This window comes from Deltaproteobacteria bacterium (assembly GCA_020845895.1).
Classification (GTDB): Bacteria; Lernaellota; Lernaellaia; order JACKCT01; family JACKCT01; genus JADLEX01.
In genome coordinates this window covers 1-20,614 of the sequence record JADLEX010000020.1, presented here as the reverse complement: position 1 = coordinate 20,614, position 20,614 = coordinate 1, and the positions used below count along the sequence as shown (strand labels likewise).

Sequence of the window (20,614 nt, the reverse complement as noted above, 5' to 3'; positions counted from 1 at the left end):
GTTTCACGACGCGTGCGTCTTGAGTTTCACGACGCGTGCGTCTTGAGTTTCACGACGCGTGCGTCTTGAGCCAGAGCTTCGCTTTGCGGATGTAGGGGGCTTCGCGGCGGCGGATGTAACCCGGCTGGCCCATCGCATCGGTGACAATCAGTTCGTAGAGCTTGCGTACCTCGCCGTTTTGTCCCTTTTTTTCCAGCAGATCCGCCAGTCGCGCGCGCGCCTCGGCGTAAGTGTGCGTTTGCCGGACTTGCCGGTAAGCGGCCTCGGCGTCGCGAAGCTGGCCATCGGCCTCCAGGTTGCGCCCGAGCGCGAGCATGGCTTCCATGTAACGGAATTTGGGATCGGCCCGCACGACCTTGACGAGATGGTCGATCGCGTCGCGCGTGCGCCCCAGACGCTCGCACGCGAGACCCAGGTAGAAGCGCGCTTCGAGGTGGTCGATCCCCTTGTCGAGCGCATCGGCCAGATACTTCGCGGCGGGTCCGAACTGGCCGTCCTTGTAATAAAGCTCACCGAGTTCGGCCAGCAGCCCCGGCAGCGGCGCCTGCCCGATGCGGGCTTCGAGTTCCTTCTTGCGGCGACGCTCCGACAGCGTGATCGACACCGCGCCCTCGACGGCGGAGTGCGGCAGCACGACCACGAGGAAATAGACGATGGGGCCGAGCGTCGGGAAAAAGACGATGATGAAGAACCAGTAGAATTCGGGCCGTCGCCGGAAATAGTCGATCAGCGCCACCACGGTGGGCACCATCGGCAGAATGGACCACAGCCAGTCCACGAATCTCCCCAAAAAACGGCGTCGACGCGCCCGAAAAGCCGCGCCACATTAGGCCCGGTCCAAGGCGACTTCAAGCGCCGTGAAGTCGCTTTCAATTGTCAGCGAACACTGCGCCGCCGACGCAATTGACAACCGCGCGCCGCGCCCGATACGGTCCGCTGTCATTTTGCCGCGTCGTGGGGGTTCTGGAATGACGATTTGCCGCGCAGGGAATCGGGCTTTTTCGCTCGCCGTCGTTTTTGCGATTTGGGGATGGTTGATCGCCGGTGTCTCGGTCGCCGACGAGGGGACATATTCGATCGAGCAATACCTGAACATCCGCTCGACCAAGGGCGGGTCGTGGTCGCCGGACGGACGGCGCGTCGTCTATCTGACCAACGTGAGCGGCACCGACCAGGTCTGGCAGGTGCCGTCGTCGGGCGGCAACACACGTCAACTCACCGACGGCAAAGAGCGCGTCGCCTTCGCGGAGTACTCGCCCACGCAGGACGTCATCGCCTTCGGCATGGACGAGGGCGGCAACGAACGCACGCAGATCTATCTCATGAACGGCGACGGCACGGGCATCCGGCCGCTCACCCAAAACCCCAAGGTCATTCACACCTTCGGCGCTTGGTCGCACGACGGGCGCTACATCGCCTACGCGAGCAACGAGCGCGACGAGCGGTGGTTCGACGTGTACGTGATGGAGGTGGCGACGGGCAAAGCACGACGCGTCTTCGAGCAGGACGGCATGAACGAGGTCGCCGCGTGGTCGTGGAACGACCGCTATCTCGTCGTCACCAACTGGGAATCGAACCTCAACAACAACCTGTATCTCGTGGAACTCGAATCGCTTAAGGATCGCCACCTCACGCCGCATACGGGTTACGCCACGTACACGCAGGTCGTCTGGCCTTTCGAGAGCAAAAACTTCTACGTCGTCTCGAATCTGACGCAGGACTGGTCGAAGCTCGCGCTCTTTCGTCTTCGGCGGGGCATCGTGGACTTTCTCGACGCCGCGATGTGGGACACCGAGGCGCTCACCATCAGCCGAGACGGCAAATTCATGGCGTATTCGCTGAACGTCAACGGTTACTCGAAACCGTTTCTCGTCGACATCGACCGGCAGAAGACGTTCGGGCAGATCCCGCTCACGGGCGGCGTGGTCAATCGGTTCGCGTTTTCGCCCGACGCCAAGAAACTGCTTTATTCCTTCACGTCGCCGACCGCGCCGTCGGACCTGTGGGTTTTCGACATCGCGTCCGGCACCAACCGGCGGCTCACCACCTCCGACACGGCGGGGATCGATCCCGCGAGCTTCGTGGAGCCCGAGTTCCTGAAGTACCCCGGGCACGGGTCGTTCGTCGTGCCGGCGTACTTCTATCGTCCGCGCGACGCGCAGCGCGACGGCAACGGAGCGGCGCTGGTGTACGCGCACGGCGGCCCCGAGGCGCAGGAACGCCCGACCTTTTCGCCCCTCTTCCAGTATTTTCTGAGCCGGGGCGTCTCGATCTTCGCCGCCAACGTGCGCGGCAGCGCGGGGTACGGAAAGACGTACCTGACGCTCGACGACAAGCGAAACCGCATGAACTCGCTTCGCGACTACGCGCTCGGCGCGGAGTACCTGAAAAAGAGCGGTTGGATTCACGAAAAACGCATCGGCGTGATCGGCGGCAGCTACGGCGGTTGGGTCGTGCTCGCGGGGCTCACGGAATACCCGAACCTGTGGGCCGCGGGGGTTTCGATCGTGGGTATCAGCAACTTCGAGACGTTTCTCGAAAAAACCGGCTCCTGGCGGCGACCGCTGCGCGAGGCGGAATACGGATCGCTCGCGAACGACCGCGAATTCCTCGTCTCGATCAGTCCCGTTCACAAGGCCGACCGCATCGCCGCTCCGCTCATGGTGATCCAAGGAGCGAACGACCCGCGTGTGCCGACCAACGAGGCCGAGCAGATGGTCGCGGCGGTGAAAGCGAACGGACGCGACGTGGAATACCTGCTCTACGCCGACGAGGGTCACGGGCTGACGAAGCTGAAAAACCGTCTCGACGCTTACCCCAAGATGGCCGACTTTCTGCGTCGGCACCTGCTCCGCCCGGCCACCGCGACGGAAAAACCCGCGGCAAACTGACGGATTTTCCGCGCCTGACCATTCCGATCGGGAACGACACCTTGATGACGCAAGTCATACTCGATTTTCTCACGCCGATTTAAGGTGCGGATGTTGGTTGGACGGGAAAAGCCGCAAGGCCACCCCCCGGAAAGCAAGGCGAAAGCCGATCGGACCGGGCTCCCTCCTTCACACACAAAGCACGACCCAAGGAAACATCGCCATTGCCCCGGTCTCACCCGGGGCAAAATTTTTTTTGGGCGTCCGCCAGTCCCGCCGACCGTGCCGTTCATGACGCAACTTGGACGTGGAATTCCGCCGAACGATTGGGTACAATTGAGGGATGAATCCGTCCAGCCCCATCGCAATCCACTGGGACGGCGAGCCGATGTCGCTCGGTGCGGGCGCGCCGCCCTCCGTTCGCGCGGAGCGCGGGTCGTTCGAAGACGTGCTCGACGCGCAGGCCGAACGCCCGCCGTCCGATCAAGGCGCCGAGGCTCTTCGCCAGGTGGCGATGCACCTGATGAACACGGCGCGCGGACAGGCGCTTTCGGCGCTGTCGGGCGACGTCGAGGGCGCGTCCACCACGTATCAGTGGCTCGGTCTCATGGCGATCGCCGCGCAAATGCAGCAAAAGCCGGAGGTGGAAGAGGTGATCCGGCCCGTCGAGCCGTATCGGCCGGGCTCGAAGTTCGACGAGATCATCGGTTTCGCCGCACGGCGCTTCGGCCTGCCCGAGCGCATCATCCACGCGATTGTCCGCGCCGAGAGCAACTACAACCCCGAGGCGGTGTCGCCGGCGGGCGCGCGCGGGCTCATGCAGCTCATGCCGGGCACGGCGAGCGCGCTCGGCGTCAACAACTCGTTCGATCCGCTGGACAACATCATGGGCGGCGCGCGGTATATCCGGCAGATGCTCGACCGCTATCAGGGGAATCTGCGCGCGGCGCTGGCCGCCTACAACTGGGGTCCGGGCAACGTCGACTCGAAAGGGCTTGACCGCATGCCCGAGGAAACCCGCAACTACACCGCCTACATCTTCCAGTTGTTGCAGGATTAATCGAGATACTTCCCCGCGATCACGCGCAGATCGTCCTTGCGCTTCGTCGAAATTTTCGAGCGGTCCGTGATGATCGCGAACTTGAGCGCCTCGAAACACGCGGTACCGATTTGCATGGTGATGCGCGGCACGGCGGCGCGGATGATCGCCTTCGCGTTGGTGACGTTCTGCGACATGACGCGCAGGATGTCCTGAATGTCCACGTCGGCGTCGTGCTCGCGCCAGCAATCGTAGTCGGTCGCGAGCGCCAGCGTGGCATACGACAGCTCCGCCTCCCGCGCGAGCTTGGCCTCGGTCAAATTCGTCATGCCGATGACGTCCGCACCGATCTGTCGATAAAAGACGCTCTCAGCGCGAGTCGAAAACGCCGGGCCTTCCATGCACACGTAGGTCCCGCCGTCGTGCACGGGGATGCCCAGTTCGCGACCGACGTCGAGCAGCAACGCGCGCAGATCGCGGCAGACCGGGTCGGCGAACGCGACGTGCGCGACGACGCCGTCGCCGAAGAACGTCGATGCGCGGCCCTTGGTGCGGTCGAAGAACTGGTCGATGAGCACGATGCGGCCCGGCTCGATCTCCTCGCGCAGCGATCCACACGCCGACACGCTGATGACGTGCGTGACACCCTGACTCTTCAGCGCGTGGATATTCGCGCGATAGTTGATTTCCGACGGTGTGAGCACGTGCCCGCGGCCATGGCGCGGCAGGAAAACCATCGGCACGCCGCCGAGGTCGCCGCAGATCAGCGCGTCGGAGGGCGCGCCCCAGGGGGTCGACTCCACGACCTCGCGCACGTTCGCGAGACCTTCCATCTCGTACAGGCCGCTGCCCCCGATCACCCCGATTTTCACGGTCGTCATCACGCTCCCTTTCCGCAGGAATGGCGTGGGACTCTAGCAGAACCGATCGCGCCGGATCAATGCGATCGAACGGTGTTCACAGATCCTTGTCGATGATGCGCACGGTCTCCTCGAAGATGTCGGCGACCCGCGTCATCACATCCGGCTTCACATCGCGCGGCAGGTCGGTGTTCCAGTGATAGTTGGGCACGTAGTCGTTTTCGTTCATGCAGATGATGCCCGTCGCGGCATACCCGCGCACCGAGGGCGGCGTGCAGTCGGTCCCGCCCGTGCGCAACGTGACCGGATCGGCCTTGATGCCCCGGCGGCGCGCGGCAAGAAAGACGAGCCCGGCGAGTTCGGGATCGTGATGGTGCATCGAAACGACGCCCTCCGCCACGATGACGCGCGGCGTGCCGTTCCCGCACGACTCGGGCACGAGAAAGTACGTGTGGTTGCGGTCGAAGCGATGCCCGTGCTCTTCCATGAAACACGCCATGCCCATCATGTAGGTTTCTTCCGAGCCGACTCCGACGAAAACCACCTCGGTGTTCTCGGCCGGTTTCGCACGCAGGCGCCGGGCCATTTCGAGCATGACCGCCACGCCCGAACCGTTGTCGTTCGCGCCCGGGCTGATCTTCGCGAATTCGAGCTGCGAAAAAATGACGACCGGAATGAGGTTGGCGACGATCGCCGCAAGGAGAATGTACGTGGACGCGCCGCCAGGCCCCATCACGCGGTAGTGCAGCACCGCCACCGGCGCGGTCAGGAACGCGGCGACGACGAGCGAGAGCATCAAGGGCTGCGTTCCGAGGACGCGCTTGTGGAAACGGCAGACTCTCTCGGCCTGCACCGGTTCCATGATCATCCCCATCTGGCCCGAGTCGATGTGCGCGGCGAACACGACGGTCTTCTTCGCGACGCCTTTCGCCGCGAGACGGCCGATCACGTGACGGCTGGTCGCCGATGGAAGCAGCGAGCGAATCCAGTAAAAACGTGTCGTCGAGTCGCCCCAGAACGAAATGAAGATGAGCGCCTGCGCGACGAAGGCCGCGAAGGGGCTCGTGACGGCGATCAGGCACGTGGCCGCCAGAAACAGTGCGTGCAGCGCCCACGCCATCGGGAAGTGCGGCACCACGCGAAACGGCGCGACCTGCGGATCGAGCCCGAGATCCGTCATTCTCCGCGAAACGTAGAGCGCGGCGCGCGCCTCGCCCTCGGTCGCGGGTCCGCGATTCGGAATCTCGGCCAGCGCGCTCACGTCGTCCATCAACCGTTCGGGCTCTTTTCGCGTCGTCATGCTCTTCACTCCGACCGGGTGTTCTCGTCCGAAATCGACATCGCGCAGCGGAAACCGACGTGGCTTGCCGCGAAGTTCGGCGCGAGATCCACGCCGAATCCCCGGTACGACGGACGCAGGTGCCACGCCTCTCCGACCAGCCAGCTTCCGCCCTTGATGACGCGCCACACGCCCTCGTCCGCGCCCGTCGGGTCGCTCGTCTCGTCAATGTCGGCGAGCGGGGCGTACCAATCCGACGTCCATTCATCGACGTTCCCGGGCAGGTCGAAGAACCCCCACGCGTTGGCGGCTTTCGTTGCCACCGGGTGCGTCGCGCCGCCGGCGTTGCCCGCGTGCCACGCGATTTCATCCAGACACGCCGGGTCTTCTCCGCATGGCCACGTCATGTCCGAGCCCGCCCTGGCGGCGAACTCCCACTCGGCCTCGGTCGGCAGCCGCGCCCCGATCGCGCGGCAGAATGCGTCGGCGGCGAACCAGTCCACACCCTCGACGGGGCATCGCGAGCAATCGTTGAACGTGTTCGGGTTGTTGCCCGCCACGTGGAGATACTGCAATAGCGTCACCTCGGTCGCGAGCATGCGAAATGCCGAGACGCTCACCTCGCGCGCCGGCAATTCGTCCTCAGCACATTCGACATCCAGTGCCGCGCAGCCCATCACGAACCCGCCGCCGCTCACGTCGATCCAATGCAACGCGGCATCGTCGTCCACATCGCGATCCGGCACGCAGGCGCACCCGATCAGAATTGCGATTGCGACAATGGATACGTGGGGACGCATGGTCGGCCTGACTCCGTGATTCGCGGGATCGAACATTCATTGTTCGGCGAGTCGCCGCGTTGTCAAGCGACGCGCGGCGCGGTAGGGGCGCGATTCATCGCGCCCTGCAGGATTCGTTGCGCCCAACTGGATTCATCGCGCCTCAGCGCGAATCAGGGCCGGACGGGGATTTCGAATCTCGCCAGATCGCGTCCGATCTCGATCGCGGGAAACTCGGCCTTGGCCTGCGCGCCGAGCCGCGCCAAATCTTCGTCTCGATAGCGCGGCGAAAAGTGGAACAGCACCGCGCGAGCCACGCCCGCCTCGCGCGCCTGTTTCGCCGCCTGCACCACCGTTTGGTGTCCTTTTTGGTTCGCGTCGACCGCGAGCTCGTGCTCGAACATGCCCTCGACGAAAAGCAGATCCGCGCCGCGCGCAAGTTCGACAAGGTTGCGGCACGGGCGCGTGTCGCTGGCATAAACGATCCGCCGGCCTGCCCGCGCGGGACCAAGCACTTGGTCGGGTTTCACTTCGACGCCACCATCCAGGGCGACCGTTTCGCCGCGCTGGAGACGCCCCCATGCCGGACCCTCGGGCACGCCCAGTTCGCGCGCCCGCTCGACGGAAAATCGTCCCGGCTGGTCGCGCTCGACGACCGCGTAACCCAAGCAGCGCGTGCGATGGCGAAGCTGCCGGAACACGACCTCGAAACTGTCCTCGCTGAGCGCCACGCCCTCGGTGCCGTGCAACTCGCGGACCTCGAGCGGATAGTCGCGCTCGAAGGCCAGCGTGCGCTCCTGCGCGTCGACGTAATCGGCGATGCCGCGCGGGCCGTAGACTCGCACCGGGCCGTCGGGCTCGCTCTGATTGAGCATCATGAGCATGCCGGGTAGGCCCGTGACGTGATCGGCGTGCAGGTGGCTGATGAAGATGTCGCGGATCGGCTTGATACCGATCTTGGTCATCTTGACCGGGATCTGCGTGCCCTCGCCGCAGTCGAACAGCAGCGTGCGCCCTTCGAGTCGTACCGCGAGGCTGACGAGAAACCGATACGGCATGGGCATCATGCCGCCGCTGCCGAGCAAAACGCACTCGATCACGATGGGGCTCCGGATTTGCGCGGCGTCATCCAGCGCGCGGCGAAGGCGGCGCCCGGAATCCTGGTCTTGCCGACGATCTCGAGGATGGCGGGGTCGATGGGACGCAGCACGACGAGCATCGCTCCGAAAACGCATACGCCGACGGGCAACCCCACCGCGAGGCGCCATGCGTCGGCGGGCGGAACATAGCGACAAACCCCGGCCACGGCAAGTCCCATCACGGCCGACGCCAGCGAGATCTTTGCGACGAATTTCCACGGATAAGTCGGGCGCAGCGCGCGGTGCAGCAGCACGGCCTCGTACGTGAATCCCGCGAGCGTCGCGGCGGCGGTGCCGATCGCCGCGCCCCATGCGCCGTAACGCGGAATCAGCATGACGTTCACGGCGGCGTTTGCCGCGCCGAAAATCGCTCGCGAGGTAATCAACGCGCGTTCGCGGTCCATCGCGCCCAGAAAATTCGCGGCGATGCCGGAGTATTTTCCGATCGCCATGACGGGCAGGAACAGCATGGCCGGGCCGATGATGCCGAGTCCCTCGTCGCCGTACATGAGGCGCAGCAGATCGTCGCCGAGCAGCAGGCCGCCCACCGCGACCGGAATCGCGAACAGGTACATGTATTCGAAGATCGCGCCGAACACGCGACGCAGCTTCGCCATGTCGCCCGTCGCGTACACGTCGGCCACGAGCGAGAGCGTGAAGCCTTCGGTGAAGACTTTGGAGAACACGCCGTACGCGAAAAACGCGAAGTTGTACGCGAGGGCGTAATACGTCACCTGCCGAAGATCGGGATGCAGGAATCCGAGCATCCAGATGTCGAGCTGCTTTTCCAGCACGATGTTGAGCAGATCGTAGAGGTAGAACGTGAACGAGAACGCGACCAAGCGGCGAATCGAAAACGCGCGTGTGCGTGCGCCGGTCGGCGGCGCCGAGGGTTGTTCGACGGGACGCGTCTTTCGCTCGTCCCACCACATCCACGCGCAGCCCAGCAGCGTGGCGACGGCGTTGGCGGATATCACCAGCGTGACACCGCCGCCCGCGACCAGGCCGACGATGGCGACGGCGAGATAGACCGTGACCACCGCGGACTGGATGACGTTGATCTGCTTCTGGCGATAGCGCGCGACGAGGATGCGCGTCTGGAGGTTCTGCACCGACGTGGTGACGAGCATCACCGCCGATGCGTACACGAGACCGACCCGGGACTCGTCGTGCAGATACGACGCGGCGATTGCGCGCGCGAACACAACGAGCAGCGCCCCGGCCCCGAGCGACACCGCGAGGCGAAACGCCATGAGGCGGCGCAGGAACGCGCGCTCGCCCAGACCCTCTTCGCGGATCTGCGGCAAAAATCGCAGGAGCGTGTTGCCGATACCGAGGCTGATGAACATCACCAGCGTGGCCTGGATGTTCAGCGCGCCGATCAGCGCGCCGTTTTCCAGCGCTCCGAGCATTCGCAGCAGGATGATGCTCTCGACGTACTTCGCCAGCATGAAGTACAGCTTGCCGGCGAAGTTCCACGCCATCGCCCCGGCCGCCCGCTGGCCGAGGGACCGCTGTCCGGATTCAGCCACGCTCGCTCCGCCTACGTGCGGCCGGGCGCCGTGATGAGCGCCTCGACGTGCGCCTCGGGACGCAGATAGTGCCGCGCGGCGCGCAACACATCGCGCGCCTGCACGCGCTCGATCGCCTTCGCCAGCCGGAAGGGATCGCGATAGCCCAGGCCGAGCAATTCGTCGAGCGCCATCGAGAGCGCCACCGACGACATGTGCGCCATTTCGATCTGCGTGCTGCCGATCAGGTAGTTTTTCGCGTGCTCGAGTTCGTCTTCGCCGATCGGCTCCGAACGCAGCCGTTCGATCTGCTCCCAGATGCCCTTGCGCGCCGCATCGACGTTGCCGTGCGAGGTGCCGATGTAGATGCCGAACGCGCCGGGCTCGACGCCTTCCTGATTGAAGCTCGACACCGAATACGCGAGGTGGCGGCGGTCGCGAAGCTCCATGAACAGCCGCCCGCCCTGCCCCGACAGCAGCGCGTTGAGCACCTCGATCGCGTGCCGATCGCGTCCCGCCAGCCGCGCGCCCTGAAACCCGACGATCAAATGCGCCTGCTCCTTGTCCCGATGCACCACCACCGAGCGCGGCGCGTCCGGAATCGGCTCCGGCGCGAGCGCCGCCTCGGACGTGGTTCGACCCGCGTGGCGTCCGAAATACTCCTCGGCGAGATTGACGACCTCCTCGAAACGCACGTCGCCCGCGATGGCGACGACCATCCGGCGCGGATCGAGCAACCGGCGATGGAATGCACGCAGCCGATTCGCCGTCAGCGCGCGCACCGATTCTTCCGTGCCGGCTCCCGGCAAGCCGTAGGGATGACGCACGAAGAGCGTGGAGAGAAACAGGTCCATGCACCGGCGTTCGAGCGCGTCTTCGCGGCGCCTGATCGACGCGATCTGCTCGTGCCGCTCGCGGTCGATCTCGGCCTCGTCGAAGCTGGGCACCCACAGCGCCTCGGCGGTCAGTTCCAACGCCGTGCGCAGGTGGCGGCTCAGAAACTCCGTCGTGATGCCGATGCTGTTGCGTCCGGAGAATCCGCTGATGCCGCCGGCGAGCGACTCGACCGTCTTCGCGAATTCCAGCGCGTCGCGGCGCTTCGTCCCCCGCGTGAGAATGCGGGAAAGGAATCGCGAGATCCCTGCCGTCTCGGGTTTTTCGTACCGCGATCCGCCCGCGACGCACGTGCGCATCGAAAAGATCGGCGCCTGCGCGGTTTCTTTCACGATCAGGCGCATGCCGTTGTCAAGCGTCGTCATGCGCAGCCGAGCGCGTCGCCCGTGCACCGCGGCGAGCGTCGGCGAGACCGGTGTTGCCTTCTCGGGGGTGGACGCCCCGGCGGCGCGCGCGGCGCGGACCGGTTTGATCGCGTCCACGGCGGCCAGCACGGCTTTGGCGTCGAGACCGGCGGCGACCGGCTTGGGCGCGAGCACGCTCACGTTCGCCCGCGAACGATCGAGATACATCCACGCCGCGCGTCGCACGGCCTCGGCGTCCACCGCGGCCAGCGTCGCGAGGTAGCGCTCGTCAAAATCGAGCCGCCCGAATTGCAAATACGAGTACCCGAGTTTCTTCGCGAGACCCGAGGGCGTCTCGCGCTCGAACACGAAATCCGCCTCGATGTTCCGCTTCGCGCGCTCGAGTTCCTCGTTCGAAATCGGTTCCTGCCGGAATCGCTCGGCTTCGCGCAGCACGGCGGCGACCGCCGCGAGCGTCCGTCTCGGCGCGCAGACTCCGCCCGCCGCGAGCACGCCATGATCGCGCAGGCTGTAGTTGTAGGCGTAGACCTCGTGCACGAGGCGCTTGCCGCGCTTGACGCGCTGGACGAGGCGCGACGATTCGCCCGAACCCAGCACGAGCGCGAGCACGTCGAGCACGACGCTGTCGGGATCGCCGACGCTCGGCACGCGCCACGCGACCTCGAAGGTCGTTTCCTGCACGTCGGACAGCGCGACGTGCGCGCGCGGGCGCGTCTGACGCGGCTCGGCGGGGCGCGCCGGTTTCTCCGGCTCGGGGGCTTTCGCCGTTCGCGCGGTGGCTTCGAGCATCCGCCGCGCCTCGCGTGCGTCGAAATCCCCCGCGAGAACGTAGAACACATTGGCTGGGGCGTAGTACGCGTCGAAGAACGCCTTCACGTCGTCGCGCGTCATCGCGGCGAGCGTCTTTCGCCGGCCGATGACGGGGTGGCGATAGGGGTGGCGCGCGAACAGGAGCTTGAGCAGGTTGTTGCCGACGATCTGGCCGGGCGTGTCATCGGCGCGTTTCATCTCCTCGAAGATGACGCGCAGTTCCTTCGCCAATTCGTCCGCGTCGAGGCTCGCGTTGCGGATCGCGTCGGTCAGAACATCGAGCGCGCGCGGCCACCAGCGCGACGCGATCGTCACGTAGTAGCAGGTGTGGTCGAAGGTCGTGTAAGCGTTGATGTCGCCGCCCGCCGCCTCGATGTCCGCCGCGATGCGCCCGACCGGCCGCGTCGGCGTCCCCTTGAAGATCATGTGTTCGTGCAGGTGCGCGAGACCCGCCTGCCTGGGGGTCTCGTCGGCCGATCCCACGCGCACGTAGGCCATGCAGGCGACCACCGGCGTGTCGTGGTTTTCGTGTAACAGCGCGACGGCGCCGTCGGGCAGTTCGATGGTCAGCGTTTCATCCGTCAATCGGTTCTCCGTTCTTTGTCGGGTCCGCCGTCAAATCCTCGCGGACGAACAGCACCAGTTCCATGCCCGGCCAGACCGGGTAACGACTCTCCACATACGGCGACGCGAGTTTCTCCCGCACCTTGTCCGCATAACTCTTCGATGCGATCACGACCGGCGTCGTGACGGGCAATTCCGGCGCGTTCGCGTAATACGTCTTGTTGCGATACGCACGCAGGTAATACTTGGTCGGGCTCTGATAGTCCACGATCAGGATCTCGGTCGAGTTTCCCTGATCGTTTTTCGCCGCCGCGTCGATGACGGGAATCATCTCCAGATATCGACGCAGCGTCTGGACGTAAACGATCGGCTCGCGATCCTCGTCGTATTGCTCGAAATTCACCTTCCACGAATACGACCCGATGGCGACGACGGCCGCCGGCATCGCAGCGGCGAGACAGATCCGCGCCGCGAGATTCGGCTCGGCAATTCGCCACGCGGTCTGCACGCCGATGGCCGCGAGAAACACGAGCGGCACGACGATCGGCATCACGCACCACGGGGTCTTGTACGGGATGGCCGAATAGACGGCAAGCTGAACGGCGAAAAACGTCAGGAAGAAGATGGAATCGCGACACCGGGTGCGCGCGACATCGACGAGCGCGGGCACGGCCGCGATGAGCAGCGGCCAATAGTAATAGAGCACGAGCCGGGGAAAGTAGATCGCCGACTTGACGTGGCCCGTGTCGCTGACGCCCGTCTTGAGCCAAGGTACGTAGGCGACGAAAAAATCCACGATGCCGCGCGGATTCGTGCCGAACGTCGTGAACATCAGGATCCAGACGATCAGCGCGATGCCCGCGGCGTCGAGCGCGCGGCGAAGTCCGATTCTCGGTAGAGGATTCGTGAACGTCACGCCCGACGGCGACTCGTACCCCGCGACTCGCGCGACGGCGAATCCCGCCGCCATGCCCAGGACGGCGATCGCCGTCGTCTCCTTGATGGCGAAAGCGGCCACGAGCGAGATCAGCGTGCCGTGCAGATCCCGCGGGCGCGCGTCGCGGAGGAATCGGAGCCCGAACACGATCGTCGCGATGAGAAAAAGTGAGAGATAGACCTCGTGGATGAACGTGCGGGAAAAGTACACGTCGGGCGCCGCCACGGCGAGCACCGACGCGCCGAACAGCACGCCGACCGGGCCGACGAGTGGCGCCGCCGCGAGCGTCGCGACCACCGCGACGAGTCCCATGACGGCGGGCATCGCGCGCAGCACGGTTTCGTCGTCGCCCAACAGCGCCACCACGGGAAACGCAATCTCGTACAGCAACGGACCATGGAAATTATCAGGGCTGTAGGCGTAGCCCTCGCCGATCAGAAACCGATCGACGAAATGATGATTGACGCCCTCGTCGTGGTGCATTGGTTTGAGATCGAGTCGCGAAAAACGCCCGAATCCCGCGACGAGCCGCACGAGCGCGGCGATGAGAAAAAATGAACGGGGAAGCGACATGGGGCGCTGATATTGTCACAGCGCCAAGGCCGTCTCAAGCCTGCACACGGGTCGTCACGACGCCGCACGCGCCGCGCATTGCCGCTCGGCGCTTCGCCGCGTAAATTGAACGCATGCTCAAGGTCGATCTGCACAACCACACGAATTTCAGCTTCGACGGCTCGATGAATCCCCGGCAGTTCGCGCAGGCCGTGCGGGAGGCGGGCCTCGATGTCGTCGCCGTCACCGACCACGGCACGCGCCTGGGTGGTCTCGCCGTGCGCGAACTCGATCCCCCGTTTCGCGTCATCATCGGCTGCGAGATCATGACGACGCACGGCGAACTGATCGGCCTGTTTCTCGATTCGTTGACGAAGGACCCGCCGCGCGACATGGATCCCGTGGACGCCGCGAAGTTCATCCACGACGCCGGTGGCGTAACCTATCTGCCGCACCCGTTCCTGCCCTACCTCGGCTCGCGCATGCGTCCCGAGGTTTTGCCGCGCCTGGCGTCGCACCTCGACATCATCGAGGGCCTCAATGCGCGCGGCAGCCAGGCCGCGCACGACCGCGACGCCGTGCTCTGGGCGCTGGCGCACAAGATCCTCGTCGGCGGCGGCTCGGACGCGCACGTCGCGTCGGGCGTCGGCAACGGGTTCGTGCTGATGGACGATTTCGACGGCCCCGTCGACCTGCTCGCCAAACTCACGACCGGCACACTCGTTTGCCGCGCCCGCGAACAGACGTGGCGCTCCGGGCTCAATCTCGCATTCGGCGTGACGCTCGGCTATCGACGTATCCGCAAGATGAAGGCGCGCATCGACGCCGGAGAGCCACTGCGCGCCGCGTGGGACAAGACTTACACCGGCGTCGCCGGATAGGTCTGCGCCGCGGTCTTCGTTCGCGCGGCACCGAGCAACTTTTCGCCGAACAGCTCCCGCCACCGCGCTGGGATCTCGGCGCTCACCTCGACGTCTTCATCGCGCACGGGATGCGGAAAACGCAGCCGCGCCGCGTGCAGAGCGATCATCGGCCCGAAACCCCGCTTCGCGCCGTAGCGCCGATCCCCCGCGATCGGCATTCCCGCTCCGGCAAGCTGAACGCGGATCTGATGGCTGCGGCCGGTCTCGATGTTCACTTCGACGAGCGACTCCATCGCGGAGCGCGCGAGCACGCGGTACTCCAGCACGGCGGACTTCGCCCCCGGCGCGTTCGCGGACACGATGCGGCTGGTGTTGCGCGCGGCGTCCTTCTTCAGATGCTGTTCCAGTCGGTCGTGATCGCGCGCGGGCGATCCCTCGACGACGGCCAGGTAGGTCTTGGTCACGCGGCGGTCGCGAAACGCCTCGGCGAGCCGCGATGCCGCCTTCGACGTCTTCGCGAGCAGCAGCACACCCGAAGCGGGGCGATCGAGGCGGTGAAGACTCGCGAGATGCACGTTGCCCGGCTTGGCGTCGCGCGATTTCAGCAACGTCTTCACCGTATCGATGATGCAGGGATCGCCGGTGCGGTCGGGCTGCGAGGCCGCGCCCGCGGGCTTCACGATCGCGATGACGTGGTTGTCCTCGTAAACGACGTCGACGCACGCCGAATCATCGCCGCGCGACATGGCTCAACAATCCTTACGGCCGATCAATACGGCGGCGGCGCGGGCAGCAGCGTCTGGAGCAGATTGACGATGGTGCGCAGCGTGTTGCGCAGGCCGTCCTCGGTGATGTCGCCCTCGAATCCCTCGTTCAGCGCCCAGTCGAAGCTCGGCAGCAGCGGCGGCAGGCCCGCTCCGCGCATCAGCGCGTTCAGGCTCGCGAAGTCGAAGGGATTGGGATTCGCGGGGTCGACGTCGTACTCCGTATTGTCGAGGAAGCTGTCGCCGAGATCGCGGAACATGTTTTCGTAAGCGGCCGCGATCGACATGCCGTCGGCGTCGAGCTCACCGTAGCCGGGGACAAAGTAGTGATCGAAATCGGGCTCGTAGGCGAGGTCGCCGTTGACATCGACGTAGCCGAGCACGTCGTCCACCTGATCGTCGGTCTCGCCGCGAATCGTCACAAACGTGTCCGCCGCCGCGCGAAAGCCGAGACCGAGCTCGAATTGAATCTTACGATAGTCTTCGAGTCCGCCGTCCGCCATCGTCAGAAAGTCGGGGAACGCCGGGTCATTCAGGATCTTGTCGAGGATGTCCACGATGATCGAGATGATCTCGGTCGTGTCGTAGCTGCCGAAATCGATGTCGGCGAGTCCGAAGACGTACGACAGGTCGAAATTGAAGTTGAGCACCGTGAGCAGCCGGACCGCGCCGGAGAGCGGCGCGACGAGGCCGTAGCTCGCCATCACCTCCGACATGTCCCAGTCGTCGCCGCTGACGTTCGCGATCTCCTCGAAGTCCTGGCGGATCGGCAAAGCCGTGAGTTCGAGCGAGAGGCACTCGACCTGCGAGGCTTTGTCCACGAGGTCCGGCATCTCGTCGGAGAGATCGAGGAACAGCGCACCGAACAGTTCGTCGAGCAACTCGTCGATGTAATACTGCAGGTTGTCGTCTTCGGCCTTCGCCTGTTCCTCGTAGCCCTGCAGGATGTAGTCAATGTAGGTCTGAATGAGGCTCATGGCGTCGAAGGTCGCCACCGCGTCGGCGAGGATGAGCCCCATCAGCGCATCCTGATCTTCCGGATCCTCGGCCAGCGCCGCGTGGAACTCCTCGCGGGCGAGCGGCGCGGCGGGCACGACGAGGTAGTTGAGCCCGAGCAGCGTGTGCGCGTTCGTGGAGGGCGGGACTTCCTCGCACCCCGCGCCCGTGTCGTCGTCGCCGGTGTCGTCATCGACGTCATCGTCGGAGACGTCGTCATCGTCGGTCGTGTCGTCGTCGCTCTGGTCGTCGTCGTCGTCATCGCCGGAATCGTCGTCGTCGTCGCCGCACCCGCAACCGCTCACGAAGAGCGCTGCCGTGAGGAGAAAGAGCAGCCAGAACCGCGTGGACGACGTGCGCATGGGATGCCTTCCGGAAAGTGGACGGCGTTATTGTACCGACGCGAATCCGGCTTGAAAAGCTCGACCGTGCGGCGAAGGCGAAACGTTTTCAGGCGCGCAGAAGCCCGTACGCCGCCTGCGCCGCCTTGCCCCAAGTAGCGGGGCGCAGTAGTTGCGCCACGATGCGCCGAGGGCGCAGGTAAAAATGACGGTACGCACGCGCCATTTCGGCATACAACGTGGGCGCCGCGAGGTGCTCGGTCCACGGCTGCGGCGAAAACTCCACGGTCGGACGGGCTACGAATTCGTCCCACGGCCGGGCGTCCACGATGCCGCGCCGCACGCCGTCGTCGTAAAGCTGCGTGTGCGGGTACGGCGTGAACACGTTGAACAGCACGTAGGTCGGGCGCAGCGAGCGTGCGAACTCGACCGTGCCGCGCACGTCGTCCACCGTGCGGTCGCTCGGCAGGCCGAGCATGAAATAGCCCATCGTGTCGATCCCGTGCTCGCGGGCGAGACGAAACGCCGCGCGCACCTGGTCGACCTTCAGGCGCTTGCGCAGCGAGACCATGCCCTCGTCGCTGCCCGCCTCGACGCCGAGCTGCACGCGCACGCACCCCGCGGCGCGCATCGCGGCGACGAGTTCGGGTTTCATCGTGTTGATGCGAAGCCGCGCCATCCAGGGCGGGCGCTTCGGCCGACGGGCGAGTTCCTCGCAAAACTCCACGCACTTGCGTGGATTGACGTTCCACGTGTCGTCCACGAAATACACGCTGTCCGCCTCGCGGCGCGTCGCGATCGACTCCATCTCATCGGCCATGTGCGTCGCCGAGCGCATGCGGATCACGCCGCGCGGCGTGGAGCAGAACGAGCAGTCGTAGGGGCAGCCGCGCACCATCTCGGTGGTGGCGAGACGACCGGGCATCGCGGGATCGCGATAGGAGAAATCGCCGAGCCAATCGCGCTCGACGGGGCCCAGCGCGTCCAAATCGAGAATCACCTCGGGCGCGGGGCCGCGCGCAACCTCACTGTCACGAAGGGTAAAGACACCCGGCACGCTCGTGGCGTCGCCGCCCTGCTCCACCGCGTTCGCCAGCGCGACGATCGAATGATCCGCCTCGCCCGCGAGCGCGATGTCCACGCCCGCGTATTTCGCCGATTCCTTACCGAAAAACTTGACGTGCGGCCCGCCGAGCACCGTCGCGATCCGCGCGTCGCGCGCCTTGACCGCGCCGAGCAGACGGCAGGCGTCCACGATCTGCGCCGTCGTGGACCCCACGCCCACCATCGCGGGCCGGAACTCATCGACCAACCGTAGCGCGTCGGCGTCGTCGCCGTCCCGCGCCGCCAGATCCACCAGACGCACCTCGTGCCCGCCCGCGCGCAGCGCCGAAGCGAGCCGCACGAGCCCGAGCGGCGGCATCTGCGTCGTCTGACGCAGGAGCATGGGCGCTTCGGAGCGAAGCGGCGCGCGATTGGGCGGCGTGGCGAGCAGGACGCGCATCAGATTCCGCCCGACAGCATGATATCACCCGACGTCATGCGTTTCCCCGGATCATGCGCACGCGGATCTCGGCCGCCTCCATGCGAATCGTGTCGCCGGCAATCTCTTCCGCGATCGCGGTGATCTCCTCCGCCGCGCGTGGTTTGAGCGATCTCAGAAGGCCGCGCGCCTGCGTGCCGAGTGCGCCCAGAAAGGCTTCGGCGTTCTCGGCGAAATGATCGATCTCGGCCCAGCAGGGCCGATAACACGCGCGGCATGGGGCGCTCGCCTCCCGCGCACGCCGCCGCCAGTCGCCTCGCAGATAGCGCTCGGCGAAGCCTTCGGCCTCCACCGTGTCGGTCTCCTCGAACTGGTGGCAGATCGAGATCCGCGCGGAAGGATCGACGGACACGTAGAGCACGCCCGCGTGACACGACCAATCAAAGGGCTCGCCCAGCAGGTAACGCAGGGAGTTTTCGAGATAGACGCGCGAATTGATGACGCCGCCGACGTGCCCGCGGGCGAGATCGCCGTAGAACGCGCGCAGTTCTTCGCGGTGTTCGCGCGCGAAACCCAGATCGAGCGCGTCGGAAAAAAAGTGGTGCTCCACCTCGGAGGCCGCCAGATGAATCGGGATGAAGCTGGAGAAATAACCGATCTCCCCGGCGAAGCGCGCGACACGGCGCAGCCCCGGCAGGGTTTGCGGCGTGACGATGGCGTTGAGGATGTGCGTGCCGCGGGGCATTTCGTGCGTGATCGCGGCGATCGTTTCCATCTTCTTCGGCAGGATGCCGGGCAGATCCTCGAGCCGCGCCTGCGCCACGGGATCGAGGCTGTCGAGCGAGACCGACATATCGGTCGCGCCGGCGTTCGCGAGCGCCCGGATCGTGGGCCGCGAACCGGTGATGCCGTTCGTCAGCACGCGCACGCGCATGCCTTCGCGGGCGAACGCCTCGACAATGCCCGGCAGGTCGCGGTGAAGCATGGGTTCGCCGCCGCCGATGCTCACGACGGCGCAGCCGAGCTCGGCGAGTTCCTTCGCGACGATGCGGAATTTCGCGGGGTCCGCCTCACGCTCCACGTCGCCGCGCTCCGGCACGGTGCACATGCGGCAGCGCATGTTGCACCGGTGCGTCGCTCCGACGTGGGCGTAGAAGAGACGGTCGTGCGCGGCGAGGGCGCGAAACGCCCTCCACCGCCTGGCGGCGTTCACGCGGCGTCCTTCGCGGAGTTCAAGCCACCTCCGCCGTCGCGAGTTCGGCGCTGCGCCGTCGAAACGCGGTGAGCTCCCGATTGAAGAGCAGGAACGCCAGTAGCGACACCGCGCTCAGATAGCGCTTGATGTCGGCCCACCCGCGCAAGTGACGCAGATGGCGCCACCAGACGCTCGGGCGCAGCAGAAACTCGCGGTAGAATCGGTTCTGCCAGCGGATGAGATCGTCACGCGTCAGCCCGGTCGGCACGAATACCGGCTCCCAGAAGCTCGAATTCGTCAGATTCGTCCGGTCCAGATCGCCGAACTCGTGCCACATGTCTTCTTGCGGCGTGTTCTTCATCGGCGTGTTGATCTGAACCGTCACCTCCATGAGCGGCAGCGATTTGGCAAAATCGACCGTGTTGCGCAGCGTCTTTTCGCTCTCGCCGAGATGCCCGACGATGAAAAACGCCTTCGACTGCAACCCCACCTTGTCCGCCGCCACCGCCGCACGCCGCACGTGGTCGAGCGTCTCGCCCTTGTCGAGCCGCGCAAAGATCTCGTCGTCGCCCGACTCGATGCCCAGGCGCACCTTCCAGCACCCGGCGCGCCGAAACAGCGCGAGCATCTCCTCGTCCACGCTGTCGGCGCGCAGCGTGCACGTCCACTCGACCTTCACATTGCGCCGCAGGATCTCCTCGCAGATCTCCCGCGCGCGCCGCCGGTCCGTGCCGAACGTGGAATCGAGGAATGCGATGCCGCGCGCGCCGTGATCGCGGATGCAGTGCTCGATCTCGTCCACGGTACGCTTGGGGCTCTTGCCGCGCAGGCGGCGACCGAAGACGCTCTTGTCGCAGAAGATGCACCCGTAGGGGCAGCCGCGGGCCGACATGATCGGGATCTTGGGCAGATGCCGGTAGTCGGCGGGAATCGGGCGGTAGAGGTGCTTTTTAAACAGGTGCCGCGCCGGGAACGGCGCGTCGTCCATGTCCTTGTAGTAGCGCTGCGGTCCCGTTTCGAACCATTCCCCGCGATCATCTTTCACAAAGATGCCCTGGATGTCGCGCAGGGGGGTGTCGTTCTCGACCGCGCGCAGGATGTCGCCGAACGCGAACTCGCCCTCGGCCGCGATGCCGGCCGCGACGGGCAATCCGGCGAGCGACGGCGCGCCCCACGCCGACAGGTGCGGGCCGCCGGTCAGCAGCACCGCGCGCGGGAAATGCTCATGGAACGCGTGCAGGGTGGTCTGCGTGGACGCGAAACTCGTCGTCAGGCCCGTGACGCCGATGATGTCGGGGTCGAACTCGGCAACGCGGCGCAGGAGCTGCCCCGAGGAAAGCTGCTCGACCGCCGCGTCGATGATTTCGGCCCGG

General features: G+C 65.7%; 16 protein-coding genes. 3 read left to right on the top strand and 13 right to left on the bottom strand.

Annotated features, from left to right (window positions below):
• Positions 1-49 precede the first annotated feature (49 nt).
• Positions 50-778 carry a tetratricopeptide repeat protein gene (locus tag IT350_02250; protein ID MCC6156846.1) on the bottom strand — a complete coding sequence of 243 codons (729 nt, stop codon included), beginning with the start codon at positions 776-778 and terminating at the stop codon, positions 50-52.
• A gap of 190 nt (positions 779-968) precedes the next feature.
• Here IT350_02250 and IT350_02245 point away from each other — a divergent pair, with 190 nt between their 5' ends.
• On the top strand, positions 969-2,891 hold the full coding sequence (locus IT350_02245) for a S9 family peptidase (GenBank protein MCC6156845.1): 1,923 nt from the start codon (positions 969-971) through the stop codon (positions 2,889-2,891).
• Positions 2,892-3,258: 367 nt separating this feature from the next.
• Complete coding sequence (locus tag IT350_02240) at positions 3,259-3,930, top strand: transglycosylase SLT domain-containing protein (protein MCC6156844.1); 672 nt, start codon at positions 3,259-3,261, stop codon at positions 3,928-3,930.
• On the opposite strand, the gene mtnP is transcribed toward IT350_02240, so the two are convergent.
• The 7 genes from mtnP to IT350_02205 all read right to left on the bottom strand — a co-directional run bounded on the left by mtnP (position 3,927) and on the right by IT350_02205 (position 13,620).
• The gene (mtnP, locus tag IT350_02235; protein MCC6156843.1) at positions 3,927-4,790 is read right to left on the bottom strand and encodes an S-methyl-5'-thioadenosine phosphorylase; all 864 of its coding nucleotides are present in this window, start codon (positions 4,788-4,790) and stop codon (positions 3,927-3,929) included. The two genes, IT350_02240 and mtnP, sit on opposite strands and share 4 nt — an antisense overlap.
• Positions 4,791-4,866: 76 nt before the next feature.
• Positions 4,867-6,069 carry a M28 family peptidase gene (locus IT350_02230; GenBank protein MCC6156842.1) on the bottom strand — a complete coding sequence of 401 codons (1,203 nt, stop codon included), beginning with the start codon at positions 6,067-6,069 and terminating at the stop codon, positions 4,867-4,869.
• Positions 6,070-6,074: 5 nt separating this feature from the next.
• Positions 6,075-6,848, bottom strand: coding sequence for an SUMF1/EgtB/PvdO family nonheme iron enzyme (locus tag IT350_02225; protein ID MCC6156841.1), 774 nt, complete (start codon positions 6,846-6,848; stop codon positions 6,075-6,077).
• Positions 6,849-7,000: 152 nt separating this feature from the next.
• On the bottom strand, positions 7,001-7,927 hold the full coding sequence (locus IT350_02220) for a ribonuclease Z (protein ID MCC6156840.1): 927 nt from the start codon (positions 7,925-7,927) through the stop codon (positions 7,001-7,003).
• Positions 7,924-9,498 carry a polysaccharide biosynthesis protein gene (locus tag IT350_02215; protein ID MCC6156839.1) on the bottom strand — a complete coding sequence of 525 codons (1,575 nt, stop codon included), beginning with the start codon at positions 9,496-9,498 and terminating at the stop codon, positions 7,924-7,926. The genes IT350_02220 and IT350_02215 overlap by 4 nt, the downstream gene beginning before the upstream one ends.
• A gap of 11 nt (positions 9,499-9,509) precedes the next feature.
• On the bottom strand, positions 9,510-12,131 hold the full coding sequence (locus IT350_02210) for an insulinase family protein (protein ID MCC6156838.1): 2,622 nt from the start codon (positions 12,129-12,131) through the stop codon (positions 9,510-9,512).
• Positions 12,121-13,620 carry a TIGR03663 family protein gene (locus IT350_02205; protein ID MCC6156837.1) on the bottom strand — a complete coding sequence of 500 codons (1,500 nt, stop codon included), beginning with the start codon at positions 13,618-13,620 and terminating at the stop codon, positions 12,121-12,123. Before IT350_02205 ends, IT350_02210 begins: the two co-directional genes overlap by 11 nt.
• 113 nt (positions 13,621-13,733) lie before the next feature.
• Here IT350_02205 and IT350_02200 point away from each other — a divergent pair, with 113 nt between their 5' ends.
• A complete protein-coding gene (locus IT350_02200) occupies positions 13,734-14,480 on the top strand; it encodes a PHP domain-containing protein (protein ID MCC6156836.1) in 747 nt (248 codons plus the stop codon).
• On the opposite strand, the gene IT350_02195 is transcribed toward IT350_02200, so the two are convergent.
• From IT350_02195 to IT350_02175, 5 genes are all read right to left on the bottom strand, one after another.
• Positions 14,459-15,208, bottom strand: a complete 750-nt coding sequence (locus IT350_02195) for an RNA pseudouridine synthase (GenBank protein MCC6156835.1) — start codon at positions 15,206-15,208, stop codon at positions 14,459-14,461. The two genes, IT350_02200 and IT350_02195, sit on opposite strands and share 22 nt — an antisense overlap.
• A 23-nt stretch (positions 15,209-15,231) precedes the next feature.
• Positions 15,232-16,584 carry a hypothetical protein gene (locus IT350_02190; protein MCC6156834.1) on the bottom strand — a complete coding sequence of 451 codons (1,353 nt, stop codon included), beginning with the start codon at positions 16,582-16,584 and terminating at the stop codon, positions 15,232-15,234.
• An 88-nt stretch (positions 16,585-16,672) separates the two neighbouring features.
• On the bottom strand, positions 16,673-18,067 hold the full coding sequence (locus IT350_02185; protein ID MCC6156833.1) for a B12-binding domain-containing radical SAM protein: 1,395 nt from the start codon (positions 18,065-18,067) through the stop codon (positions 16,673-16,675).
• A gap of 34 nt (positions 18,068-18,101) precedes the next feature.
• Positions 18,102-19,259, bottom strand: a complete 1,158-nt coding sequence (locus tag IT350_02180; GenBank protein MCC6156832.1) for a radical SAM protein — start codon at positions 19,257-19,259, stop codon at positions 18,102-18,104.
• A 19-nt stretch (positions 19,260-19,278) separates the two neighbouring features.
• Positions 19,279-20,614: radical SAM protein (locus tag IT350_02175; GenBank protein ID MCC6156831.1), on the bottom strand; the 1,336-nt coding region annotated here is incomplete at its 5' end.